The sequence below is a fragment of the Jonesia denitrificans DSM 20603 genome (genome assembly GCF_000024065.1).
In the GTDB taxonomy this organism is placed as follows: domain Bacteria; phylum Actinomycetota; class Actinomycetes; order Actinomycetales; family Cellulomonadaceae; genus Jonesia; species Jonesia denitrificans.
Genome location: NC_013174.1, coordinates 898,105 through 917,457, shown reverse-complemented (window position 1 = coordinate 917,457; position 19,353 = coordinate 898,105). Strand labels below are relative to the sequence as shown.

General features: G+C 58.5%; 17 protein-coding genes and 1 pseudogene. 13 read left to right on the top strand and 5 right to left on the bottom strand.

Annotated features, from left to right (window positions below):
* The first annotated feature begins 70 nt into the window (after window positions 1–70).
* Both JDEN_RS04255 and JDEN_RS14285 read left to right on the top strand, forming a co-directional pair.
* Window positions 71–1,651, top strand: coding sequence for an acyl-CoA carboxylase subunit beta (locus JDEN_RS04255; RefSeq protein ID WP_015771140.1), 1,581 nt, complete (start codon window positions 71–73; stop codon window positions 1,649–1,651).
* A pseudogene (locus tag JDEN_RS14285) lies at window positions 1,648–1,815 on the top strand (acyl-CoA carboxylase epsilon subunit); the annotation flags it as partial. The gene JDEN_RS04255 and the pseudogene JDEN_RS14285, both read left to right, overlap by 4 nt.
* Here JDEN_RS14285 and JDEN_RS04250 read toward each other — a convergent pair.
* Together JDEN_RS04250 and JDEN_RS04245 are read right to left on the bottom strand one after the other, a co-directional pair.
* A complete protein-coding gene (locus JDEN_RS04250) occupies window positions 1,787–2,899 on the bottom strand; it encodes an acyltransferase family protein (protein WP_015771139.1) in 1,113 nt (370 codons plus the stop codon). The pseudogene JDEN_RS14285 and the gene JDEN_RS04250 sit on opposite strands and share 29 nt — an antisense overlap.
* Window positions 2,900–2,969: 70 nt before the next feature.
* Complete coding sequence (locus JDEN_RS04245) at window positions 2,970–3,632, bottom strand: vitamin K epoxide reductase family protein (protein ID WP_015771138.1); 663 nt, start codon at window positions 3,630–3,632, stop codon at window positions 2,970–2,972.
* Between the two features lie 165 nt (window positions 3,633–3,797).
* Between JDEN_RS04245 and JDEN_RS04240 the strand changes: the two genes are divergently transcribed.
* From JDEN_RS04240 to JDEN_RS04200, 9 genes are all read left to right on the top strand, one after another.
* Window positions 3,798–5,501 (top strand): DUF885 domain-containing protein, encoded by a 1,704-nt coding sequence (locus tag JDEN_RS04240; RefSeq protein WP_015771137.1) that lies wholly within the window; start codon window positions 3,798–3,800, stop codon window positions 5,499–5,501.
* Window positions 5,502–5,503: 2 nt separating this feature from the next.
* Window positions 5,504–6,160, top strand: a complete 657-nt coding sequence (locus JDEN_RS04235; RefSeq protein WP_015771136.1) for a Maf family protein — start codon at window positions 5,504–5,506, stop codon at window positions 6,158–6,160.
* A gap of 155 nt (window positions 6,161–6,315) precedes the next feature.
* Entirely contained in the window at window positions 6,316–8,103 is a 1,788-nt protein-coding gene (locus JDEN_RS04230) for an acetyl/propionyl/methylcrotonyl-CoA carboxylase subunit alpha (protein WP_015771135.1), read from the top strand.
* Between the two features lie 107 nt (window positions 8,104–8,210).
* Window positions 8,211–9,482 carry an acylneuraminate cytidylyltransferase gene (locus JDEN_RS04225; RefSeq protein ID WP_015771134.1) on the top strand — a complete coding sequence of 424 codons (1,272 nt, stop codon included), beginning with the start codon at window positions 8,211–8,213 and terminating at the stop codon, window positions 9,480–9,482.
* 1 nt (window position 9,483) lies between these two features.
* Complete coding sequence (locus tag JDEN_RS04220) at window positions 9,484–10,374, top strand: N-acetylneuraminate synthase family protein (protein ID WP_015771133.1); 891 nt, start codon at window positions 9,484–9,486, stop codon at window positions 10,372–10,374.
* A gap of 2 nt (window positions 10,375–10,376) precedes the next feature.
* Window positions 10,377–11,420, top strand: a complete 1,044-nt coding sequence (locus JDEN_RS04215) for a glycosyltransferase family 2 protein (RefSeq protein WP_015771132.1) — start codon at window positions 10,377–10,379, stop codon at window positions 11,418–11,420.
* Window positions 11,413–12,780 (top strand): polysialyltransferase family glycosyltransferase, encoded by a 1,368-nt coding sequence (locus JDEN_RS04210; RefSeq protein ID WP_015771131.1) that lies wholly within the window; start codon window positions 11,413–11,415, stop codon window positions 12,778–12,780. The genes JDEN_RS04215 and JDEN_RS04210 overlap by 8 nt, the downstream gene beginning before the upstream one ends.
* The gene (locus JDEN_RS04205) at window positions 12,777–13,775 is read left to right on the top strand and encodes a hypothetical protein (protein ID WP_015771130.1); all 999 of its coding nucleotides are present in this window, start codon (window positions 12,777–12,779) and stop codon (window positions 13,773–13,775) included. The genes JDEN_RS04210 and JDEN_RS04205 overlap by 4 nt, the downstream gene beginning before the upstream one ends.
* Entirely contained in the window at window positions 13,772–14,986 is a 1,215-nt protein-coding gene (locus JDEN_RS04200) for a DUF6716 putative glycosyltransferase (RefSeq protein ID WP_015771129.1), read from the top strand. The genes JDEN_RS04205 and JDEN_RS04200 overlap by 4 nt, the downstream gene beginning before the upstream one ends.
* Here the strand turns inward: JDEN_RS04200 and JDEN_RS04195 are convergent.
* Entirely contained in the window at window positions 14,983–16,089 is a 1,107-nt protein-coding gene (locus tag JDEN_RS04195) for a glycosyltransferase family 2 protein (protein ID WP_015771128.1), read from the bottom strand. The genes JDEN_RS04200 and JDEN_RS04195 overlap by 4 nt on opposite strands.
* Window positions 16,086–16,439: a hypothetical protein gene (locus JDEN_RS14075; protein ID WP_226926659.1), complete on the bottom strand. Its 354-nt coding sequence runs from the start codon at window positions 16,437–16,439 to the stop codon at window positions 16,086–16,088. The genes JDEN_RS04195 and JDEN_RS14075 overlap by 4 nt, the downstream gene beginning before the upstream one ends.
* Here JDEN_RS14075 and JDEN_RS04190 point away from each other — a divergent pair.
* A complete protein-coding gene (locus JDEN_RS04190) occupies window positions 16,389–16,814 on the top strand; it encodes an NUDIX domain-containing protein (protein WP_226926628.1) in 426 nt (141 codons plus the stop codon). The genes JDEN_RS14075 and JDEN_RS04190 overlap by 51 nt on opposite strands.
* Before the next feature lie 3 nt (window positions 16,815–16,817).
* Here the strand turns inward: JDEN_RS04190 and JDEN_RS04185 are convergent, their stop codons facing one another.
* Window positions 16,818–18,293: an NAD(P)H-quinone dehydrogenase gene (locus tag JDEN_RS04185; RefSeq protein WP_015771126.1), complete on the bottom strand. Its 1,476-nt coding sequence runs from the start codon at window positions 18,291–18,293 to the stop codon at window positions 16,818–16,820.
* A 215-nt stretch (window positions 18,294–18,508) separates the two neighbouring features.
* On the opposite strand from JDEN_RS04185, the gene JDEN_RS04180 reads away from it, so the two are divergent.
* Entirely contained in the window at window positions 18,509–19,345 is an 837-nt protein-coding gene (locus JDEN_RS04180) for a purine-nucleoside phosphorylase (protein ID WP_015771125.1), read from the top strand.
* Window positions 19,346–19,353: the final 8 nt, after the last annotated feature.

The following is a 19,353-nucleotide window of genomic DNA, read 5'->3' as shown; positions in this document are numbered from 1 at the left end:
AACAGATAAGGACCTTTGGTGCGCCCCCCACGATGTACATCACGCCGTCGTCCACACTACGCTCTAAGATGTGACTGATCTTTCAACAACCGCGGGTAAACTTGCTGACCTCGAGCAGCGCCGGGAGCGCGCTATCAGCGAGCACGAGGAAGCCGCTGCACAGCGACAGCACCCTCGAGGAAAGAAGACAGCGCGTGAACGCATTGAAGCGCTTCTTGATCCTGACAGTTTTGTCGAACTGGATGCTTTCGCCCAGCATCGCTCCACGAACTTCGGTTTGGACAAGAAAAAAATCGCTGGTGACGGCGTTGTCACCGGTCACGGCACCATCGATGGTCGCCCAGTGTGCGTGTACTCCCAAGATTTCACCACCTTTGGTGGTTCCTTGGGTGAGGTGCACGGTCAAAAAATCACCAAGGTGATGGACCTGGCGCTCACAACGGGCGCACCGTTGATCGGCATATCTGATGGAGGTGGCGCCCGCATTCAGGAAGGTGTTGCCGCACTCACGCAGTTCGCTGAGATCTTCCGCCGCAACGTCGCGGCTTCTGGGGTCATTCCCCAGATCTCCCTCATCCTTGGCCCCTCCGCTGGTGGCGCTGTCTATTCGCCTGCATTGACTGATTTCATTGTGATGGCAGACGGTACCTCAAACATGTTCATCACCGGCCCAGATGTCATTCGAGCAGTGACCGGGGAGAACGTAGGCTTTGAAGAACTTGGTGGGGCGCGCGCCCACAACCAACGCTCTGGGGTTGCCCACTACATGGGCACTGACGAAGATGACGCGATCGACTATGTGCGTACGTTGTTGTCCTACCTTCCCCAAAACAACCTCTCCGATGCGCCCGATTACCCCACTGACATTGATCTCGACGTCAGTGATGAGGACCGTATACTGGACGCGCTCATCCCCGATTCAGACAATCAGCCCTATGACATGCGCACAGTCATTGAACACATTGTTGATGACGGCGTGTTCTTTGAGGTGCAACCTCTGTATGCCCAAAACATTCTCATTGGCTTTGCCCATGTCGACGGGCAATCAGTAGGGATTGTTGCGAATCAGCCGTTATCCATGGCTGGCACCCTCGACATCAACGCGGCAGAGAAAGCAGCTCGTTTTGTGCGCACATGCGACGCTTTCAACATTCCCATTCTCACGCTCGTGGACGTGCCTGGGTTCCTTCCCGGAACAGACCAAGAATGGAACGGAATCATTCGCAGGGGTGCGAAACTCATTTACGCCTACGCTGAGGCAACCGTGCCACTCATCACGCTGATCACCCGTAAAGCCTATGGTGGCGCCTATATTGTCATGGGGTCCAAACAACTCGGCGCGGACATCAACCTGGCGTGGCCCACCGCACAGATCGCCGTCATGGGCGCTTCAGGTGCCGTCAACATTCTCCAACGTTCTACTCTCAAAGCGGTCGCTGACAATGGTGGTGACGTTGAAGCGGAACGCGCACGGCTCACCGCAGACTATGAAGAAGCCATCGTGAACCCGTGGGACGCAGCCCAACGCGGATTTGTCGATGCGGTAATCGCCCCCCGCGAAACCCGGACACAGGTGGTGCGTGCGTTACGGACGCTGCGAACAAAACGCGCCACACTTCCCACGAAAAAGCATGGAAACATCCCGCTATGAGTGAGGCCTCCCAATCCGACATCCTCAAAGCCGCACAAGAAGCGGCTGCCCGTCTTCACGTGGTAGCTGGCAACCCTGACGAGGTTGAAGTTGCGGCTCTGGTCGCTGGACTTGCCGCCGTCGTGTCACACCACGTCACACATGAGGGTGAACACCCTGAGGCGATCTCTGCATGGACAAATCGTGCCCATCAACGTCAGGTGTCTCCACACGCGGGGGGCTGGGGCGCACGAGCCGGTGGATGGCGCTGGGCGCATCGGTAAATACACGGACAAGGCGACGTTCCACAGTAGCCGGACGCACCAACCACGCCACACTGTGACGGACCGGAGCGGACGCTAACACCACACCTAACGCCACTGCGGCAACCGCCCACGCCACGCACCGTGCCGTGGTGACAAGGTCGGTGTACACACCAAGATCAGCGACGTAGCGCAACACAACCGGGTGGAGCAGGTACACAGTAAAGGACCCCGCCCCCAGTGTTGTCCACCCCCACACGCGGCGGCGCGGCATCACCGCGATCAGGGCAAGCGCAAGCGCAATAGCCACCGCATAGAGGCCAGCGCGTCCAACCATCTCGCCCAGTTGGGCACTGAAGTCTCCGCTGTAGCCGGAGCGCATCATCATGGGCGACCGACGCACCGAACCGCCCCACAGTGCGCCAGCGGCCACCCCCACACCTAGTACCGCACCGGCAAGGACACGCATCCGAGGACGGCGTAAAAAGTTCACCACCTGAGGGTCACGGAGCGCAAGCCCGACCATGAACACCGGCAGCCACCCCAGGGTTCGAGCCCACGCCCATTGAGTGGTGACATCAAGGAAGCCGCTCCCTAACCCCAGTGCGAATGCCCACCACCACCGTCCTGGTAGTCGCCACAACAGCGGGGCCAACACCCGCCAGACCAGCAGTGACATCAGGAACCATAGGGCGAGACCAGGCTCATCGTAGGACCAATCCCACAGGCCCCGGTACCATCCAGTTTGCACAATCGCGATGGTCTGGAAGATGACATACACAAACCCAACGTCGCGCACCAGCCGCCACATTCGCCCCCAGGTGAGCGGTTCCGTGGAGGTGAACCGGCCAGCCAATACCACAAACACAGGCACCCGCAGCGGCCACAACGCCACCCACAACGCAGCCCAACTGTTTCCTGGAGTGATAAACGGGTCAGTGAAATGCCCAGCGCAAATCAGCAACGCTGCCAAGAGGCGGGTGTTGTCCCACAACGGGTCGCGCACTGGTCGCGGTAGTTGACCGGAAGTTGTCACACCGTCACGTTAAAGCGCTACGGTAACGACCAAGCAACGCCTAAGCAACGAGTTGGGGGCCATACTTTGCGACAACAAGAACAGTAATCAGCGCCACATACCCAATCCCCACGTACAGGTCGATGTCTCGTTGCACAAAAGCGTGGGCGATCTTCGCGCCTCGTCCGCTGCGCCACAAGTTCCGTTCGCGGATGTTGTAGTGCAGCATGGACAGGAAAATGAACCCGGTGGAGTAGGTGATGAGCATGCACCATGGGCACAGCGCACCGATGACCCACATGGACTGGCTAAAAAGCCACAGCGCGAACAGAAGCGCGAAGGTGTAAATCACCTGTTCAGCGATGGCCAACCAACGAGGGATTCGCACCCCTGACAAACCAATCAGAGCCATCATGATCGCGGCGGACTCAAACATGAGTCCCAAAAAGACGTTGGGGAAGCCAAAAGCTTCAGCTTGCCAGGACTGGGCAACTGTTCCACAACTCAGCACAGCGTTGACGTCGCATGCCAGTGACGCGGTGGGGTCCTCAGCAAGGTGTAGCGCCTCCACCGCCAATACAAAAGCAGCAACAAGCGACAATAACGCCGCAATCAACATCTTCGTGAAGATGCGCTGGTTACTGTGACGGCGCCCGTACAACACGTACTGGCCGTCGGTGGGATCGTCGAGGTGCCCCTCGTCCTTTGTCATTGTCGCGGTCATCTCTCCCCCTGGGCGTCTGTGGTCACAACCCTTGCATGATAACCGGTGACACCGCCAGGACAATGGTCCCCGCCTGTGTATTACCTGGGAAAACGTGTTGTCGACAACGAATTGTTCACACTGCCATGCGTGCGAGTACGGCGTTTCCTGCGGTAACGTCGAGATATGACACCTGAACGCACCCCGTCCGCGATTGACGCTCTCGCTGACGACTTTGTCACCCAACTTGCCCCGCTTGACCCCTTTGGCGCAACGGCCCTTGGCCTACCAGGCTACGACCACGATGTCACCCTGTACTCCCCTGCAGCTATGGAACAACGTATTGATCTTGTGCGCCGCACCCTTGCTGCTCTCGAAGACACCCCCACAATCGATGAGATTGATGACGTCACCAAAGCGGCAATGCGTGAGCGAATGTCCCTTGAGCTCGCCACCTATGAATCTGGGTGGGACTTTGCTGACCTCAACGTGCTGGCGTCGCCGTTGCAGGGGATGCGTGACGTGTTCGACATTGCACGCACCGCAACCGTTGAGGACTGGACCAATATCGCCTCCCGGTTGGGCCGCCTTCCACAGTCAGTCGATTCCTACATTGAGCTCCTGCGCCACGGAGCCGCTCAAGGGCGTGTTCCCGCGCTTCGACAGGTCAACGAAGGTGTCAAACAAGCACGCGAGATCGCAGACCCAGAAACATCATTCTTCGTGTCCTTCGTCGCATCCGCTGATGCACAAGCCGTTGTGTCACAAGCCCCCAACGCCGGTGAACTGTCAACTCAACTGTCTGAGGCGGCCCTTCAGGCCGCTGCGGCCTATGGTCGCCTTGCTGACTTCCTCGATTCTGAGTTGGCGTTACAAGCCCCCACAGACGATGCGGTTGGCCGCGAACGCTACGAACTTGCGTCCCAGCTGTTCCTTGGTGCGCGCATCGACCTGGACGAAACCTATGAGTGGGGCCTAGAAGAACTCGCCCGAATCGTGGCCGAGCAACAAGCAACTGCCGAGGAACTTTACGGACCTGGAACCAGCATCGACGAAGCTGTTCAACGCCTCGACGAGGACGAACGTTACCTGCTCCATGGCACTGACGCGCTCAAGGCGTGGATGCAAGAAACCTCCGACCAGGCCATCACTGACCTGTCCGGCACCCACTTTGACATCCCCGAACCAGTGCGCACCCTCGAGTGCATGATCGCGCCTACCCAAAACGGTGGAATCTACTACACCCCACCCAGCGATGACTTCTCCCGACCAGGACGGATGTGGTGGTCCGTACCACCGGGGGTAACCACATTTAACACGTGGCGTGAAAAGACCACTGTCTATCATGAAGGTGTTCCTGGCCACCACCTCCAACTTGGGCAAACCGTGTACCAACGCGCGCACCTCAACTCGTGGCGTCGCCTCATGTGCTGGGTCTCAGGCCACGGAGAAGGCTGGGCACTGTACGCTGAACGGCTCATGGAAGAACTGGGATACCTCAATGACCCAGCGGACCGTCTCGGTATGCTCGACGGTCAACGGCTCCGTGCCGCCCGCGTCGTGCTTGACATCGGTGTGCACCTGAAAAAGCCCTGCCCTGAAGAATGGGGAGGCGGAATCTGGGACGCAGACAAAGCGCACCGATTCCTCAGCGCCAACGTCAACATGCCAGCTGAATTCGTCCAATTCGAGCTTAACCGCTACCTGGGGTGGCCGGGGCAAGCACCCGCGTACAAGGTCGGGCAACGACTGTGGGAAAGCATTCGTGACAACGCACGCACTCGCGCACACGACAACGGCGAAGAATTTGACATCGCTGCTTTCCACGCACGCGCCCTCGCCCTTGGTTCGGTAGGACTGGATGTCCTCAAAGAAGCGCTCGATCATTAATCATGGTTGACGTTGTTCTTGCGTCAGCGTCACCGGCACGCCTGACCACACTGACACGCGCGGGGATCACCCCGCGCGTGCTGGTGTCCCATGTGGATGAGGACGCCATTTTGTCCTCCTTACCGTTCCCCCCGCAGAAACGTCCTGCTGAGGCTGTGAGCGCCCTAGCGGTGGCAAAAGCACGAGAAGTGGCCAACCAACTCAGCGCCCACATCGGCAATGAACCCACCCTCGTGATCGGGTGCGACTCCATGCTCGAATTCGACGGTGAGATCCTTGGGAAACCACATTCAGCTGATGTTGCAGTCCAACGGTGGCGCCGCATGCGCGGACAACACGGTCACCTGCACACCGGGCATCACGTGATCTTGATCGCCAATGGAACACACCAGGAAGTCACCAAGGCTGGTGTCACCACTGTGTGGTTCTCCCAACTCACCGATGAGGAGATCACAGCCTACGTGGCCACAGAGGAACCTCTCCACGTGGCTGGCGCCTTCACCATTGATGGACTTGGTGGAGCGTTCATTGATCGCATTGACGGCGACCACCACCTCGTCGTTGGGCTGTCCCTTCCGCTTCTGCGCTCACTTGTGACCACCTTGGGGGTACCGTGGACAGCCCTCTGGGATTGCCCACCTGACTCGGGTTTATCGTGAGCGCACCAATGAGACGCAACTGAACCCAGTATTCGGGAAGAATCTATAGAGGGTTCATACAAACAGCACGGCACTGCCTTATCGTTCAGTCCAATAATTCTCACCGACACGGTGCACACTTTCCCTTCATTGCGCCCAGGCATTACGGTAAGGCAGTGCCCGTTATTTCGAAGGTCCTCATCGCCAACCGCGGCGAAATCGCTGTCCGCATAATCCGCGCGTGCGCTGACTATGGAGTCGGCTCAGTTGCCGTCTACGCTGATTCCGACCGTGAAGCACTCCACGTGCGCCTCGCCGACGAAGCGTACTCACTACACGGAGCTCGCGCTGCAGATACGTACCTCGACATCGCCAAACTCATTGACGTGGCCAAACGATCTGGCGCCAACGCAGTCCACCCAGGATACGGATTCTTAGCAGAGAACTCAGCCTTCGCCCAAGCAGTCATTGACGCTGGGTTGATGTGGATTGGCCCCTCCCCCGCCGCCATCGACGCTTTGGGGGACAAAGTCAGCGCCCGGCACATCGCCCAACGCGCGGGTGCACCACTAGTTCCCGGCACCGCAGACCCAGTCGAATCCGCTCAAGACGTCCACGCCTTCGCGGCAGAACATGGGCTCCCCATTGCTATTAAGGCCGCTTTTGGTGGCGGCGGGCGTGGGTTGAAGGTGGCCCGCAACACCGAAGACATCACCGAACTGTTCGACTCTGCTGTTCGTGAAGCAACAGCCGCTTTTGGCCGCGGTGAGTGCTTTGTGGAACGCTACCTTGACCGTCCCCGACACGTCGAAACACAATGCCTCGCGGACACGCACGGAAACGTTGTCGTCGTCTCCACACGCGACTGCTCCCTGCAACGACGCCACCAAAAGCTCGTTGAAGAAGCGCCTGCACCCTTCCTCAGTGAGGAACAAAACACTCGTCTCATCGAGGCGTCACACGCCATCTTAAAAGAGGCAAAGTACCACGGCGCTGGAACATGCGAGTTTCTTGTCGGAAATGATGGAACCATTTCCTTCCTTGAAGTCAACACCCGCCTCCAGGTCGAACACCCTGTCACCGAAGAAATCACCGGAATTGACCTGGTCATCGAACAGTTCCGCATTGCCGAAGGACACGAACTCGGTTTCACCGAACCCACCCCACGTGGACACTCGCTAGAATTCCGAATCAACGGTGAAGACCCCGCCGCGAACTTCCTGCCCCAACCCGGGCGAATCACCGCACTCACCATGCCCAGCGGGCCAGGGGTCCGGGTGGACTCTGGAGTCGTTGAAGGCGATGTCATCTCCGGTGCGTTTGACTCGATGGTCGCCAAAATTATTGTCACTGGACGCGACCGGGCACAAGCGATAGCCCGCGCCCGGCGTGCCCTGGCTGAGACGCGCATCGAAGGGCTACCCACGGTGCTGCCCTTCCACCGCGCTGTCCTTGACTGCCCAGCATTTGCTCCCTCAGACCCATCAGAACCATTCTCCGTGTACACATCATGGATTGAAACAGAGTTTCACGACACCTGCCGCACCCTCACCGCAACGCCCGCTGTTGCCGGTGAACCTGAACCCGCCACCACCGAACGAGTTGTTGTCGAAGTCGGCGGAAAACGACTGGAAGTTGTTATTCCTGCTGGGTTGTCACTGGCCAGTCGGGCGTCACACCCCACCCAAGCCCGCGCCGGTGCCCGCCGCCCAGCACGCCGAAACAACGGTGGATCGGTTGCTGTTCACGGGAACTCTTTGACCTCACCCATGCAGGGCACGATCGTGAAACTCGCGGTTGAACCAGGAACAACAGTGGCAGCAGGTGACCTCATTGTGGTTCTCGAAGCCATGAAAATGGAGCAACCACTGACAGCACACCGGGCTGGAACCGTGACAAGCATTCACGTATCTGCCGGTGACTCTGTGACCGCAGGCGCTCTCATCTGCGACATCAACGACTAAATCACGCACGCCGTTCACCTGAACGTCATGTAATGAGCAACCAGAGATCACGAACGTGCCACATGGGGGCCAACACGACGTAACCTGGGACACATACCGTCCATGGTGTGACCACGACAGTCAACACCCCATCCGCTGATGCCCTTGTCATCATTCCTGCCCGAGGCGGGTCGCAAGGCATCCCACTGAAGAACCTCCAACCGGTCGCAGGGCGTTCACTTGTTGAGCGTGCGATCACCTCCTGCCTCCACGTTCAGCCCCGCGCTGTGGTGGTATCCACCGACCATGACCTCATTGCCGAAGCTGCGGTGACCCACGGGGCGAGTGTCATCCATCGCCATGCCGCAACAGCCACCCACGAGGCTAGTTCCGAGTCCGCTGTTCTGGACGCACTTGACCAGTGGCACACCGCCGGGCATTCGATGCCAGCCATCACAGTGCTCGTCCAATGCACATCTCCCTTTATCAACCCCGCAGCTCTGGCTTCCGCAATTCAACGAGTCAGCGACGGTGACGCTGATGTTATTTTCTCCGGTGTCCTCGATCACGGGTTTCGCTGGACGGTCACTGACCAAGGCGACGCCCACCCGCTGGGCCATTCACGCCAGTCGCGTCCCCGCCGCCAAGACCTTCCCACCACGGTGCGCGAAACCGGCGCGTTCTATGTCATGCGCACAGAAGGTTTTCGTGACCATGGAAGCCGGTTCTTTGGAACCGTCGGCGTGGAACTTGTCCCCGCAGACCAAGCACTAGAAATCGATGAACCCCTCGACCTCGACGTCGCCCAGCGGCTTGCACGCGATGAACAGGCCCCCCGCCCACACGACCACATTGATGTCGACGCACTAGTCACCGACTTTGACGGTGTTCACACCAATGATCGTGCACACCTCGACGAGCACGGAAATGAATACGTGACCGTCAACCGACGAGACGGAATGGGCGTGGCACGCCTGCGCGACCTCGGCATCCCGATGCTCATTTTGTCCACCGAACGACACCCAATCGTCCGGGCACGCGCCAAAAAACTGGCCGTCGATGTACTGCACGGTGTTGATGACAAGGCAGATGCACTCCGCACCTGGATGAGTGCCCAACGCCTCGACCCGTCACGGGTCGCCTATGTCGGGAACGACATTAATGACCTTCCCGCAATGGCCTTGGTCGGTTGGCCTATCGCCACCGCCGACGCAGAACCTGCGGTGAAGGCAGCGGCACGCATCATCTTGGACCACCGCGGCGGTGACGGCGCAGTTCGAGAAATCACCGACCGCATCCGCTACGCCCGCCTCACTCCACCTTCTCCTGTGATTCCCCCGGAACCCTCACATACCCCCACACCAGCACGCGACACACAACCACAACCAGCAAGGAGCTGACATGAGCATCGAAACGAACATCGCCCCGGTCGCTATCGGAGACCAACTCGTTGGCGGCGGACAACCCGTGTACGTCATCGGGGAAATCGGAATCAACCACAACGGTGACATTGACATCGCCAAAAAACTCATTGACGTCGCCGCCGTTGCAGGTGCGAACGCCGTGAAGTTCCAAAAGCGCACCCCAGATATTGCCACCCCCATGGCTCAGCGTGACCAAATCCGTCAAACGCCATGGGGGGAGATGACGTACCTCGACTACCGCTACCGGGTCGAGTTCGAAGAAGCCGAATACCAAAAGATTGCACAGCACGCGGCTGACCGCGGGTTGCACTGGTTCGCGTCGCCTTGGGATGTTCCTTCCGTTGAGTTCCTGGAAAACCAAGGCGTCCCCACCCACAAAGTGGCGTCCGCATCGGTCACCGACCATGAGCTCCTTCGTGCACTCGCTGACACGGGCAAACCCATCATTTTGTCCACGGGGATGTCCACCATCGAGCAGATCGATGCGGCGGTGGACATCCTCGGTACCGACCGACTGGTCATGATGCACGCCACCTCCACCTACCCGTTGCCTCCCGAAGAAGCGAACCTGCGGACCATTCACACCCTCACCGAGCGCTACCAGGTTCCCGTCGGGTACTCGGGTCACGAACGTGGCCTCCAAATCTCGCTCGCTGCTGTGGCTTTGGGTGCGGTGACTGTTGAACGTCACATCACCTTGGACCGCACGATGTGGGGGTCAGATCAGGCGGCAAGCCTCGAACCAGCCGGGTTCACAAACCTGGTTCGTGACATCCGGATCCTCGAGCAGGCCATGGGTGACGGTGAAAAGCGCGTCTTCCCCGGTGAGTTGGCACCCCTGTCTCGGTTGCGCCGGGTGGACGCCTGACCATGACCACACCGCTTGTCAGCGTTATTCTCCCAGCACACAATCAGGAAGCTTTTATTGCAGATGCGCTGTCAAGCTTGCGCTTCCAGGGCATCGACCGTGATGCCCTGGAAGTGGTGGTGATCGATGACGGTTCTACGGATCACACCATGGATGTCGTGGATTCGTTTTCTTCGTGGTTTCCGAAGCTCCTCACCAATTCACACCCCACGCCACACGGGGTCTCTGCGGCTCGTAATCGTGGGACTGAGATGGCGTCTGGTCGGTATCTCGCGTACTTGGATCCTGATGACTGGTACGGACCACTGTATTTGAGGACTTGTGTTGAGGCATCAGAATCTCTTGATGTCCCTTTTGTAAGGACCGATCACACGCGACATGGAAGAACTACCCGTGAGGTCAATCGTGCGCCAGAAGGGCGGCGATCCCAACGACTTCATCCTCTTGCCGGTGTGGAAGCAGTTGAGTATTCGACAATGTTGGACTATCCGTATCCGTGTACTGGTATATTTCGCTCAGATCTTCGGGACACAGGTCTTTTACGCTTTGACGAGTCACTTGCGACCGCAGAAGACCGGGAAATGATGTGGCGTCTTCACCTGGCAACTGATGTCTATGCCGTGATCAGTGAGCCTGGTTTCTTCTATCGGCGAGACATTGATGGTTCTCTCACCGCGGCTGTCACTTCCAGGCAGTTGGCCTTTTCAACGGCGTTTGACCTTATCGCTGACCACCTTCACGTGGCAAAAATCGGACGACGCATCACTGAGGCACAGTGGCAGGCGCTTTCTCTGAAACGTGCTCGTCAATTCATTGCGATCAGTGCTTTCCATGCCAACCGTGTTCTCCCGCTTGCGCATGGTGATGACAGTGTGGAGGCGGAGGCTTTTCTTGACGGATTGCACAACCGTCTACGTACGGCTTGGGACCATGACGAGTGGTTGAGCCACGCGTATATGACCTGTACCCCTGAACGGCGCACTGTCATTGATGCGCTGAGAACCGATTGGCGCGTCTTAGAGGAACTGGTGCCGGTTTATGAGTAAGTCAGTTCACCACATCGTTCAAGTGTCGTCGCAGTTTCAGATTCTTGCTTTATGCGCCGCAATCCAACATGGGGCAGTGCCCATTGACAAGCGTTCAAGCACACTACTTGTGTGCAACAACACACCGATACCTGAGATTCACCCGTTCGTGCTCAGCGACGAAGTTCAACAGTTAGCGGACCTCTACTTCGGAAAAGTTGTTCTTTTCAATGATCTGACTTACCCGTTGCGTCCCAAGGATTTTTCCCCATCTCCTTCACAGCGGCACATATGGCAACGGTTACTGCGAGACTATTTTGCTGTTCCACACGACTCACGTGTCCATCTGACTGTTGAGTCGCTGCAGGTCAATCCCGCGCGAGCACTAGCAATGATCTTTGGTGACTCACCGTTGAGTGTCCATGCTGATGGTCTCATGGTATACAGTCCCACTCGTTTTCATCTTGATCCCACACTGACTCAACGGATCCACTCACTGGTCTACCCTGATTTCCTTCCGGGTATCTCTCCTTTGTTGTTCAATGAGCTCGCGATAACACGGACCCCTGTTCCGTTAGCAGCATGTGACTCAACGATCAGGTCGTTGTCGGCTTCAGGGTCTTCTTCGTTGCCTGTGCGGAGCTCTCCGACTTCTTCGTACGCGCTCATCCTGGGACAGTACCTTTCCCAACTTGGTGTGCTCACACAATCTGAAGAAGACGATCTCTATCGTGGAATGCTGGATCGGGCCGTTACCCAGGGTTTTTCTGCTGTGGTATTCCGTCCTCATCCCAGTGCACCCCCAACATCGGTCCGTTCGTTCGTTCAGTACGCACACCTTGTGGGTGTTGATATCACTGTTGACGACTGTCCTACTCCCGTTGAGTTTCGCTACATCCTTAATCCCCCCGAAAAGGTTTTCTCGGTGTTTTCAACCGCGTTAGCTACCGCAAGTATTGGGGGTGGCTTACCTGTGGAGGCTGTAGGCACGGAGCTCTTGTTGGAGGCTCTCACTCCCTACCAGAATTCGAACCGTGTGCCGGTGACGTTGTGCGATCTCTTGTTCCGAGCTGATAGCCCGTCGTTGTCGGTTGAAGAGGTGCAAGAACTGGTGAACGCGGTGGGTTATTGCATGCAGGCTCGCACGTTGCCGCACCTTCGTGATGATGCACAGCGTTTTGTGGACACGCATCGTCTTGGTTCCTCTTTGCCGTGGCGCCGATATATCAAGAAACGGCGTGCGGAGTCCTTGGGTCTCATTTCCCCTCCTAAGCCTCAACCGGTTGTTGAGGCTGGTCCGCGACCACCGGCGTCGTTGTATGGTCGGGTGCGCCGTGCGGTGGGCCGCCGGGTGCGTGCCCAGGTGCGGGGGAATCAATGAACGGGTGGCGTTCTGTCGCTTACGTAGAGTCGCCGTTACAGTTGTTATCTGCCGTGGAGGCGCACGCTCATGGTGTGCTGGGAAGTAACACTGACATTGTGGTGCGTGACGCGAATCGGCAGTATGAGTCCACTGTGAGATATGTGGAACGGATGGGGTTGCCCCAAGGCATCCGATTATTTGGGGCACGCGACACCCGCTGGTTACCAGGGCACACCTCCGCACAAGGCAGGTTCACTCACGTGTTAGGTGACCCCTTGTCCGGCCAACAGCAGTCACTGTTGTTGCGGCGCAACTCCGTGGGTAATCTCGTCATCATTGATGATGGCGTATCAACGCTATCAGTGCTTGAGGATTTGGCGGCAAACAGGCCACTGGTGCGCCCTACATCCGCGTCATCTCCTGCTCGTCTTGCATTGGGTAGAGCAATGACCCATGTGATCCGTCGGCGAGCTTTTGCTGGCAAAGTCACGTTCTTCACCTCGTTGCCGTTGAGTGAATCAGTTCTCCATGCGGCAGGAACGCTAGACATATCAGTCATCACCCATGCGTTTCCGTGGTTGTCAGCGAACATTCTCGAGGATGCGCATTTCCCCCCACAAGTCATCGTGGGTAGCGCTTTTGCGGCCGATCGCTATATCACTACCGATGCGTATGTTCAGTGGATCCGTCAGATCGCGTCCTGTGGTGATGCCGTGTATCTACCGCATCGTCGTCAGCGTCCTGACGTGTTAGCTCATATCAGTGAGATCCCATCAGTGTCAGTGGCCCGTGACCTCCCCCTGGCTGAGATCGCATTGCGTGGTCTTGGACCGGAACACCATGTGCACAGCCTCCCCTCGACGTCACTGTTGACGTTGCATCGCCGATTTTCTCAGCGCGGGGTGCAGGTCACAATGTATGACATCCCTGACACCTGGTGGTGTCCTTCGACCCCCGCTGATCTTCGCACCCAACTCATTCGTCCCGTTGAATTGTTAAGGATAGCTTCGTGAGTTCAGTACGCCGCGTGTTCGCTGTTGTTGATTCTGATTCGTACCTGAAGTGGGCTGCGACCACGCTGGAACGGTTGTCGGAGCAGTGGGGGGTGGACCATGAACTGCGGGTGGTGATTGCATCGTCACCGATTGCCCCCAGTGTGGTCCAGCAGCACGCAGCGACGGCGGAGACCCGCTGGTCACAGAAGCCGCTCGAGGTAATGAAGCCCGGCGAACTACGCCAGGCATTGCGAGACTGGTCACCTGATTGTGTTCTCCTTGCAGCAACAGGACCGGTCGTGGAGTGGGTTGCCGACATGGCTGCCGCGTTACCCGCCCCACCGGTGTTATTGACTGGCATCCCAGGGATGGCTCTACCTGCCCGACGCCGTGGTCTGCGATTTCGACGCCGCGTTCATGGGTGGATCGTCCACTCTTTACGGGAAAAAACCGAATACCAGGCGCTCCTGGATGACGAAGAACAGCAGTGCACCCTCATCGTGTCCCCCTTACCGTTCTTGCCACGCAGACACGGCGACCACGCGGGCAGTTCCAGCCCGCGCATCGACAGGCTTGTGTTCACCACCCAAGCGAAAGTCCCCTCCGCACGACACCAACGCGAAGCGATTTTGATGGCTCTCCATGACACCGCTGTCGCACACCCAGATGTGTCTGTTGTGGTGAAGGTGCGTGCGGTCGCTGGAGAGCAACAAACCCACAATGAACTATTTCCTTATGATGTGTTGTGGCAGGACATGTGTGCGAACCAACCTCAGTTGGATGCCCACCTCATCACTTTTGCGTCCGGGCCATTGTCTGATTGGCTGATCCCAGGAACCGCCCACGTGACAGTGTCGTCAACTGCCGCGTTGGAATCTCTTGCAGTGGGGTTACCCACGGGGATTATTGGTGACTTTGGCGTCAATGAGCGTCTTCTTAATGCGGTGTTCCTTGATTCTGGGTGCGTGATGGCGCTGGAGGATATTCCCCACTTGCAGTTCCCTGAGCCTGATCCCACGTGGTTACGCACGAACTACTTTCATGACTTTCCCTCGGAATTACCGGCAACTCTCGATGCGCTCCTTGCGTTGCGGGATTCTGGCACGTTGGTGACGTCCCCGGCGTCGAAGGGGGTCCGTGAGTGGCGGCGCAAATACCGAAATCGATTGCGCTCAACACTTCCTGAGCAGGTCGTTGAGGCGGCAAAGGTCGTGCGGGGCCGGCGCTAGTTGGTCGGAGTGCCTTTGAGGAAGCCGAGTCCCCACATCATGTGCATGGTGGTGAGCACACCGGGGACTCGGCTTCGTGCCGCCCAGGGCAAGTGCCGCGCGGCGGTGAGTCCACCGATGGTGACCAGGGCGAGGTATCCAAGCGGGGCGATCGCACCAAGAGTCAGCCAGGTCCATGGGGTGATGACACCCAGAACGGTAGCCAGGAGTCCCGCCGTGTTTGCGACAACCGCGGTCGGGGCAGCGAGGTACCGAAGCGATGCGGTGCTCCGGTCGGCTGCAATCACCTGACGGCGCCACCCGCCGGTGTCAAAGAACTGTTTCGCTAGTGCACGCCACGTGGACCGTGGCCGATACTCCACCTCGATGGACGGGACAAACCACACTAACCCACCGTTGCGACGGATCCGATAGTTCAGTTCCCAGTCCTCGGCACGGTGGAACGATTCGTCATACAGCCCAGCAGCGATCACCGCTTCCTTACGAAACGACCCAAGGTAGGCGGTCTCTTCGGGTCCTTCAATCCCACCGACGTGAAATGATGCTCCCCCAATGCCCAACGGGTGACTCATCGCAAACGCGATCGCTTGTTCCAGTGGCGCTTGTCCCACGGGCAACATCCGCCCACCGACGTTGTCAGCACCAGTGCGAAGCAGTGCATCGACCATTGCATGCACGTACCCGCCGGGCAGCCGGGTATGCCCATCGAAGCGAACAAAGATGTCGGTGTCCGCGGGAGCCGCATTGATCGCAATGTTCAGCCCATGAGGAATCAACCCCTGTGGGTTCTCAATGACATGGAGGCGAGGATCACGCCGCGCGCACTCAACGGCAATGCCGTAGGTATTGTCATGGGAGGGGCCAACCGACACCACGAACCGCATCTGCCCGGGATACTGTTGGCTAAGAACAGAATCCAACGCTGCTTCCAAGTATTTCTCTTCATTCCGCACAGTCGCGAACACGCACACAACCGGCCACACGCGGGTGCGCCCACGGTGCTGATCATCGCGCTGACCATCCACCTGCTCCGTGGGTGACGGGGTGGTTGGCCAAGAAAGTTCTGGGTGGTTCACGGAAACCTCGCGACTCGACAACGTCATGGCGACAGGCTAAAACAACCACGTGGCGTGATCGTGACGCCCACCACAACGAACCGTGAAATCCACGCAACAGCACAGAACCTGAGTGAACAGTACGTGTCGCGCTCATGTCCGGCAGTCACTGACAAACGATCAGGTGTGACGCTCATCGTTAACCGGGCACAGCCCTGCGACCGTGCGATAGCGTGGGTGTCGTGCAACGACCACAACGGCCCTTCATCAAAAAATCTGGCGACGGTTGGGTTGAGTGCGACTGCGGTCAGCGCCACTGGGGTTTCTTTGGAGCCGCTGGCCTGTTCTTGGTCACGCTCGATGACAATAGACGCCCCACCCACGTTGTCCTGCAGCATCGCGCCCTATGGTCGCACCATGGTGGCACTTGGGGAATCCCGGGCGGCGCAATCATGGAACATGAAACACCACATCAGGGCGCGCTGCGTGAGGCACGTGAAGAGGCAGGCATTGACCCAGACCGTGTCACTATTGTGGGCACACACATTTTTGAGCACCCTCAGTGGAGCTACACCACCGCCATTGCGGTGGCTCGCACCCCGTTCCTTCCGGTGCAAGCCACCGACATGGAGTCACTTGATGTGCAATGGTTTGCGTTGGACGACCTCACCTCAGTTACCCCTTCGGTTGAGTTATTGCCGTCCTTTGCCCGCTCGCTCCCCGTTGTGTTGACACACCTTGACGATGCGCTGAACCACACACCTGGCAGCTGACTGTCAGTGGGGGGCGCGCTGATGGCTCATCCGCGCTGTTTCCGCAACGGACCCTGACAATGATGGGTAGATCGTGATCGCACCGGCCACCATGTCTGCGGTCAACCTGTGTGCGACCGCGAGCGTGACGGGGAAGATCAGTTCTGATGCGCGCGGGGCAACGATCACCCCTCCGATGACGGTTCCGGAGTCCGTTCGGGTGAAGAGTTTGACGAATCCCTCGTGGACCCCCATCATTTTGGCGCGCGGGTTCGTGGGGAGTGGCAAGGTTGTGGCGGTGTAGCGCACACCTGCATCGTCAAGGTCGCGTTGGGACCATCCAACTGTGGCGATCTCAGGGGATGTGAAAATATTGGCTGCGACGTCACGCAAAACCAGTGGTGACACAGAATCCCCCAGTGCGTGCGACATGGCGATGCGTCCTTGGGCGGCGGCGACCGAGGCAAGCGGTAAAACGCCGGTGCAGTCACCGGCTGCATACACGCCCGGAACATTGGTTCGCGAGACTTTGTCCACCTGGATGTGACCGCGTTCCGTCAGTGTCAACCCGACCTTGTCCGCGCCGTTATCCGCCGTGTTGGGGATGGAACCCACTGCCATGAGAACGTGGCTGCCCGTGATGACTTGACCGTCATCAAGTGTCACTTCCACGTGTTCAGTTGAGCCGTGCCCCACCACTGTGGCAGCCGATGCGCGCGACCGTGACATGACAGTCATTCCGCGGGTACGAAATGCATCGTCGATGACGCGGGCAGCATCCTCGTCTTCACCGGGGAGAACCCGGTCACGCGATGACACAAGAACAACATCACAACCCAACGCGTGGTAGGCGCCGGCAAACTCTGCACCAGTAACCCCCGATCCCACGACAATGAGCCGGGTGGGCATCTCATCAAGGTGGTACAGCTGTGTCCAGGTGAGAATGCGCCGCCCATCAGGGCGGGCCTCGGGAAGCATCCGCGGCGCAGCGCCGGTGGCAATCAACACGATGTCAGCATCCACAGTGCAATCATCTGTTGGGGTACCGTCATCGGTCACACATCCGGTCACGCTGATCGAGTGAGGGGAGGTGAAACGTCCCTCACCGTGCACAGTCACCACACCCGACGCAAGAAGTCGCTCTTTAATGTCTGCGCTCTGCGCGGCCGCGAGCGCGTTGACCCGAGCATTGACTGCGGCCAGGTCCACGCTGAGCGCATCGATCGGGTTGTGGGTGTCGTCGCGGGCTACTCGGATGCCAAGTTCTGTTGCGCCCCGGCCGATGTCCATGAGTTCTGCGGTGGCGATGAGGGTTTTGGACGGGACGACGTCAGTGAGAACAGCAGATCCGCCAAATCCGGCTCGTTCGATGATGGTGACGTGGGCGCCGAGGCGGGCGGCGACGAGGGCTGCCTCGTACCCGCCTGGTCCGCCGCCTAGGATTGCGACGCGGGGTTGTGTGGTGGTCAGTGAATCGTCATGCTGGGGAGTTTGGTTCACCGCACTAGTATGTCAGCGATCGCCGTGGGGCACGGTGAGGACAAGGTTTCATACATGGTGTGAGACGGATAGTCTCACACCATAGTTCACTGGTGGCGATCGTTCCTGTGGGTTGGCTTGAACACTGTGGGAACGTGATGGGACGTGGATGAATCCATAGGCGAGAAACGTGTCCCACCATCGCGTTAAGCGTTTGATCGCGGTACTCTCGAACCATGAGCTCTTCGCACGTCACCGTTGACGACACCACAGCACCTGACCCCTTCAACCTTGCCCGTGAAGCCGCGGACTTTATTGCCGCCCAATCAGGCGTCGCATCGCATGACGTCGCCCTCGTCCTTGGATCAGGGTGGGGAGGTGCCGCCGACCTCCTGGGCGAAACAGTCAGTGAAATCCCCAGCCACACCATCCCCGGGTTCTCCGCACCCGCTGTCGCAGGCCACGTTGCCACCACACGCTCCATTCGCATCGAGGGAACCAACCGCCACGCACTTGTCCTGGGATCACGCACCCACCTGTACGAAGGTCGCGGAGTTCGTCCCGTTGTCCACGGGGTACGCACCGCCGCAGCAGCCGGTTGTTCCACGCTGATCCTCACCAACGGATGCGGTGGGCTCAATCCCAACTGGGTGCCTGGGACCCCCGTGCTTATTCGTGACCACATCAACCTGACCGCAACCTCTCCTCTTGAAGGTGCGACTTTTGTTGACCTCACCGACCTCTACTCACAACGCCTGCGCGACATTGCGCACACCATTGACGCTGACCTTCCTGAAGGGGTGTACGCACAGTTCCGTGGCCCGCACTATGAAACACCCGCCGAAGTAAAAATGGCGGGAGTACTCGGCGCTGACCTTGTCGGAATGTCAACCACCATTGAGGCGATCGCGGCCCGTCACGTTGGTTTGGAAATTCTGGGAATCTCGCTCGTCACAAACTTGGCTGCCGGAATATCTGAGCAGGCACTCTCCCACGAAGAAGTTATCGAAGCGGGACAAGCAGCCGGACCACGCATCAGCACACTCCTAGCACACATCGTGAAATCACTCTGAGACGAGGA

Bases quoted from the DNA above. Each gene is read 5' to 3' on its own strand.
- JDEN_RS04235 (WP_015771136.1), top strand. From the start codon at position 5,504: ATGGTTGACGTTGTTCTTGCGTCAGCGTCACCGGCACGCCTGACCACA.
- JDEN_RS04215 (WP_015771132.1), top strand. From the start codon at position 10,377: ATGACCACACCGCTTGTCAGCGTTATTCTCCCAGCACACAATCAGGAA.
- JDEN_RS04205 (WP_015771130.1), top strand. From the start codon at position 12,777: ATGAACGGGTGGCGTTCTGTCGCTTACGTAGAGTCGCCGTTACAGTTG.
- JDEN_RS04240 (WP_015771137.1), top strand. From the start codon at position 3,798: ATGACACCTGAACGCACCCCGTCCGCGATTGACGCTCTCGCTGACGAC.
- JDEN_RS04220 (WP_015771133.1), top strand. From the start codon at position 9,484: ATGAGCATCGAAACGAACATCGCCCCGGTCGCTATCGGAGACCAACTC.
- JDEN_RS04180 (WP_015771125.1), top strand. From the start codon at position 18,509: ATGAGCTCTTCGCACGTCACCGTTGACGACACCACAGCACCTGACCCC.
- JDEN_RS04195 (WP_015771128.1), bottom strand. From the start codon at position 16,089: ATGACGTTGTCGAGTCGCGAGGTTTCCGTGAACCACCCAGAACTTTCT.
- JDEN_RS04245 (WP_015771138.1), bottom strand. From the start codon at position 3,632: ATGACCGCGACAATGACAAAGGACGAGGGGCACCTCGACGATCCCACC.
- JDEN_RS14075 (WP_226926659.1), bottom strand. From the start codon at position 16,439: ATGCTGCAGGACAACGTGGGTGGGGCGTCTATTGTCATCGAGCGTGAC.
- JDEN_RS04210 (WP_015771131.1), top strand. From the start codon at position 11,413: ATGAGTAAGTCAGTTCACCACATCGTTCAAGTGTCGTCGCAGTTTCAG.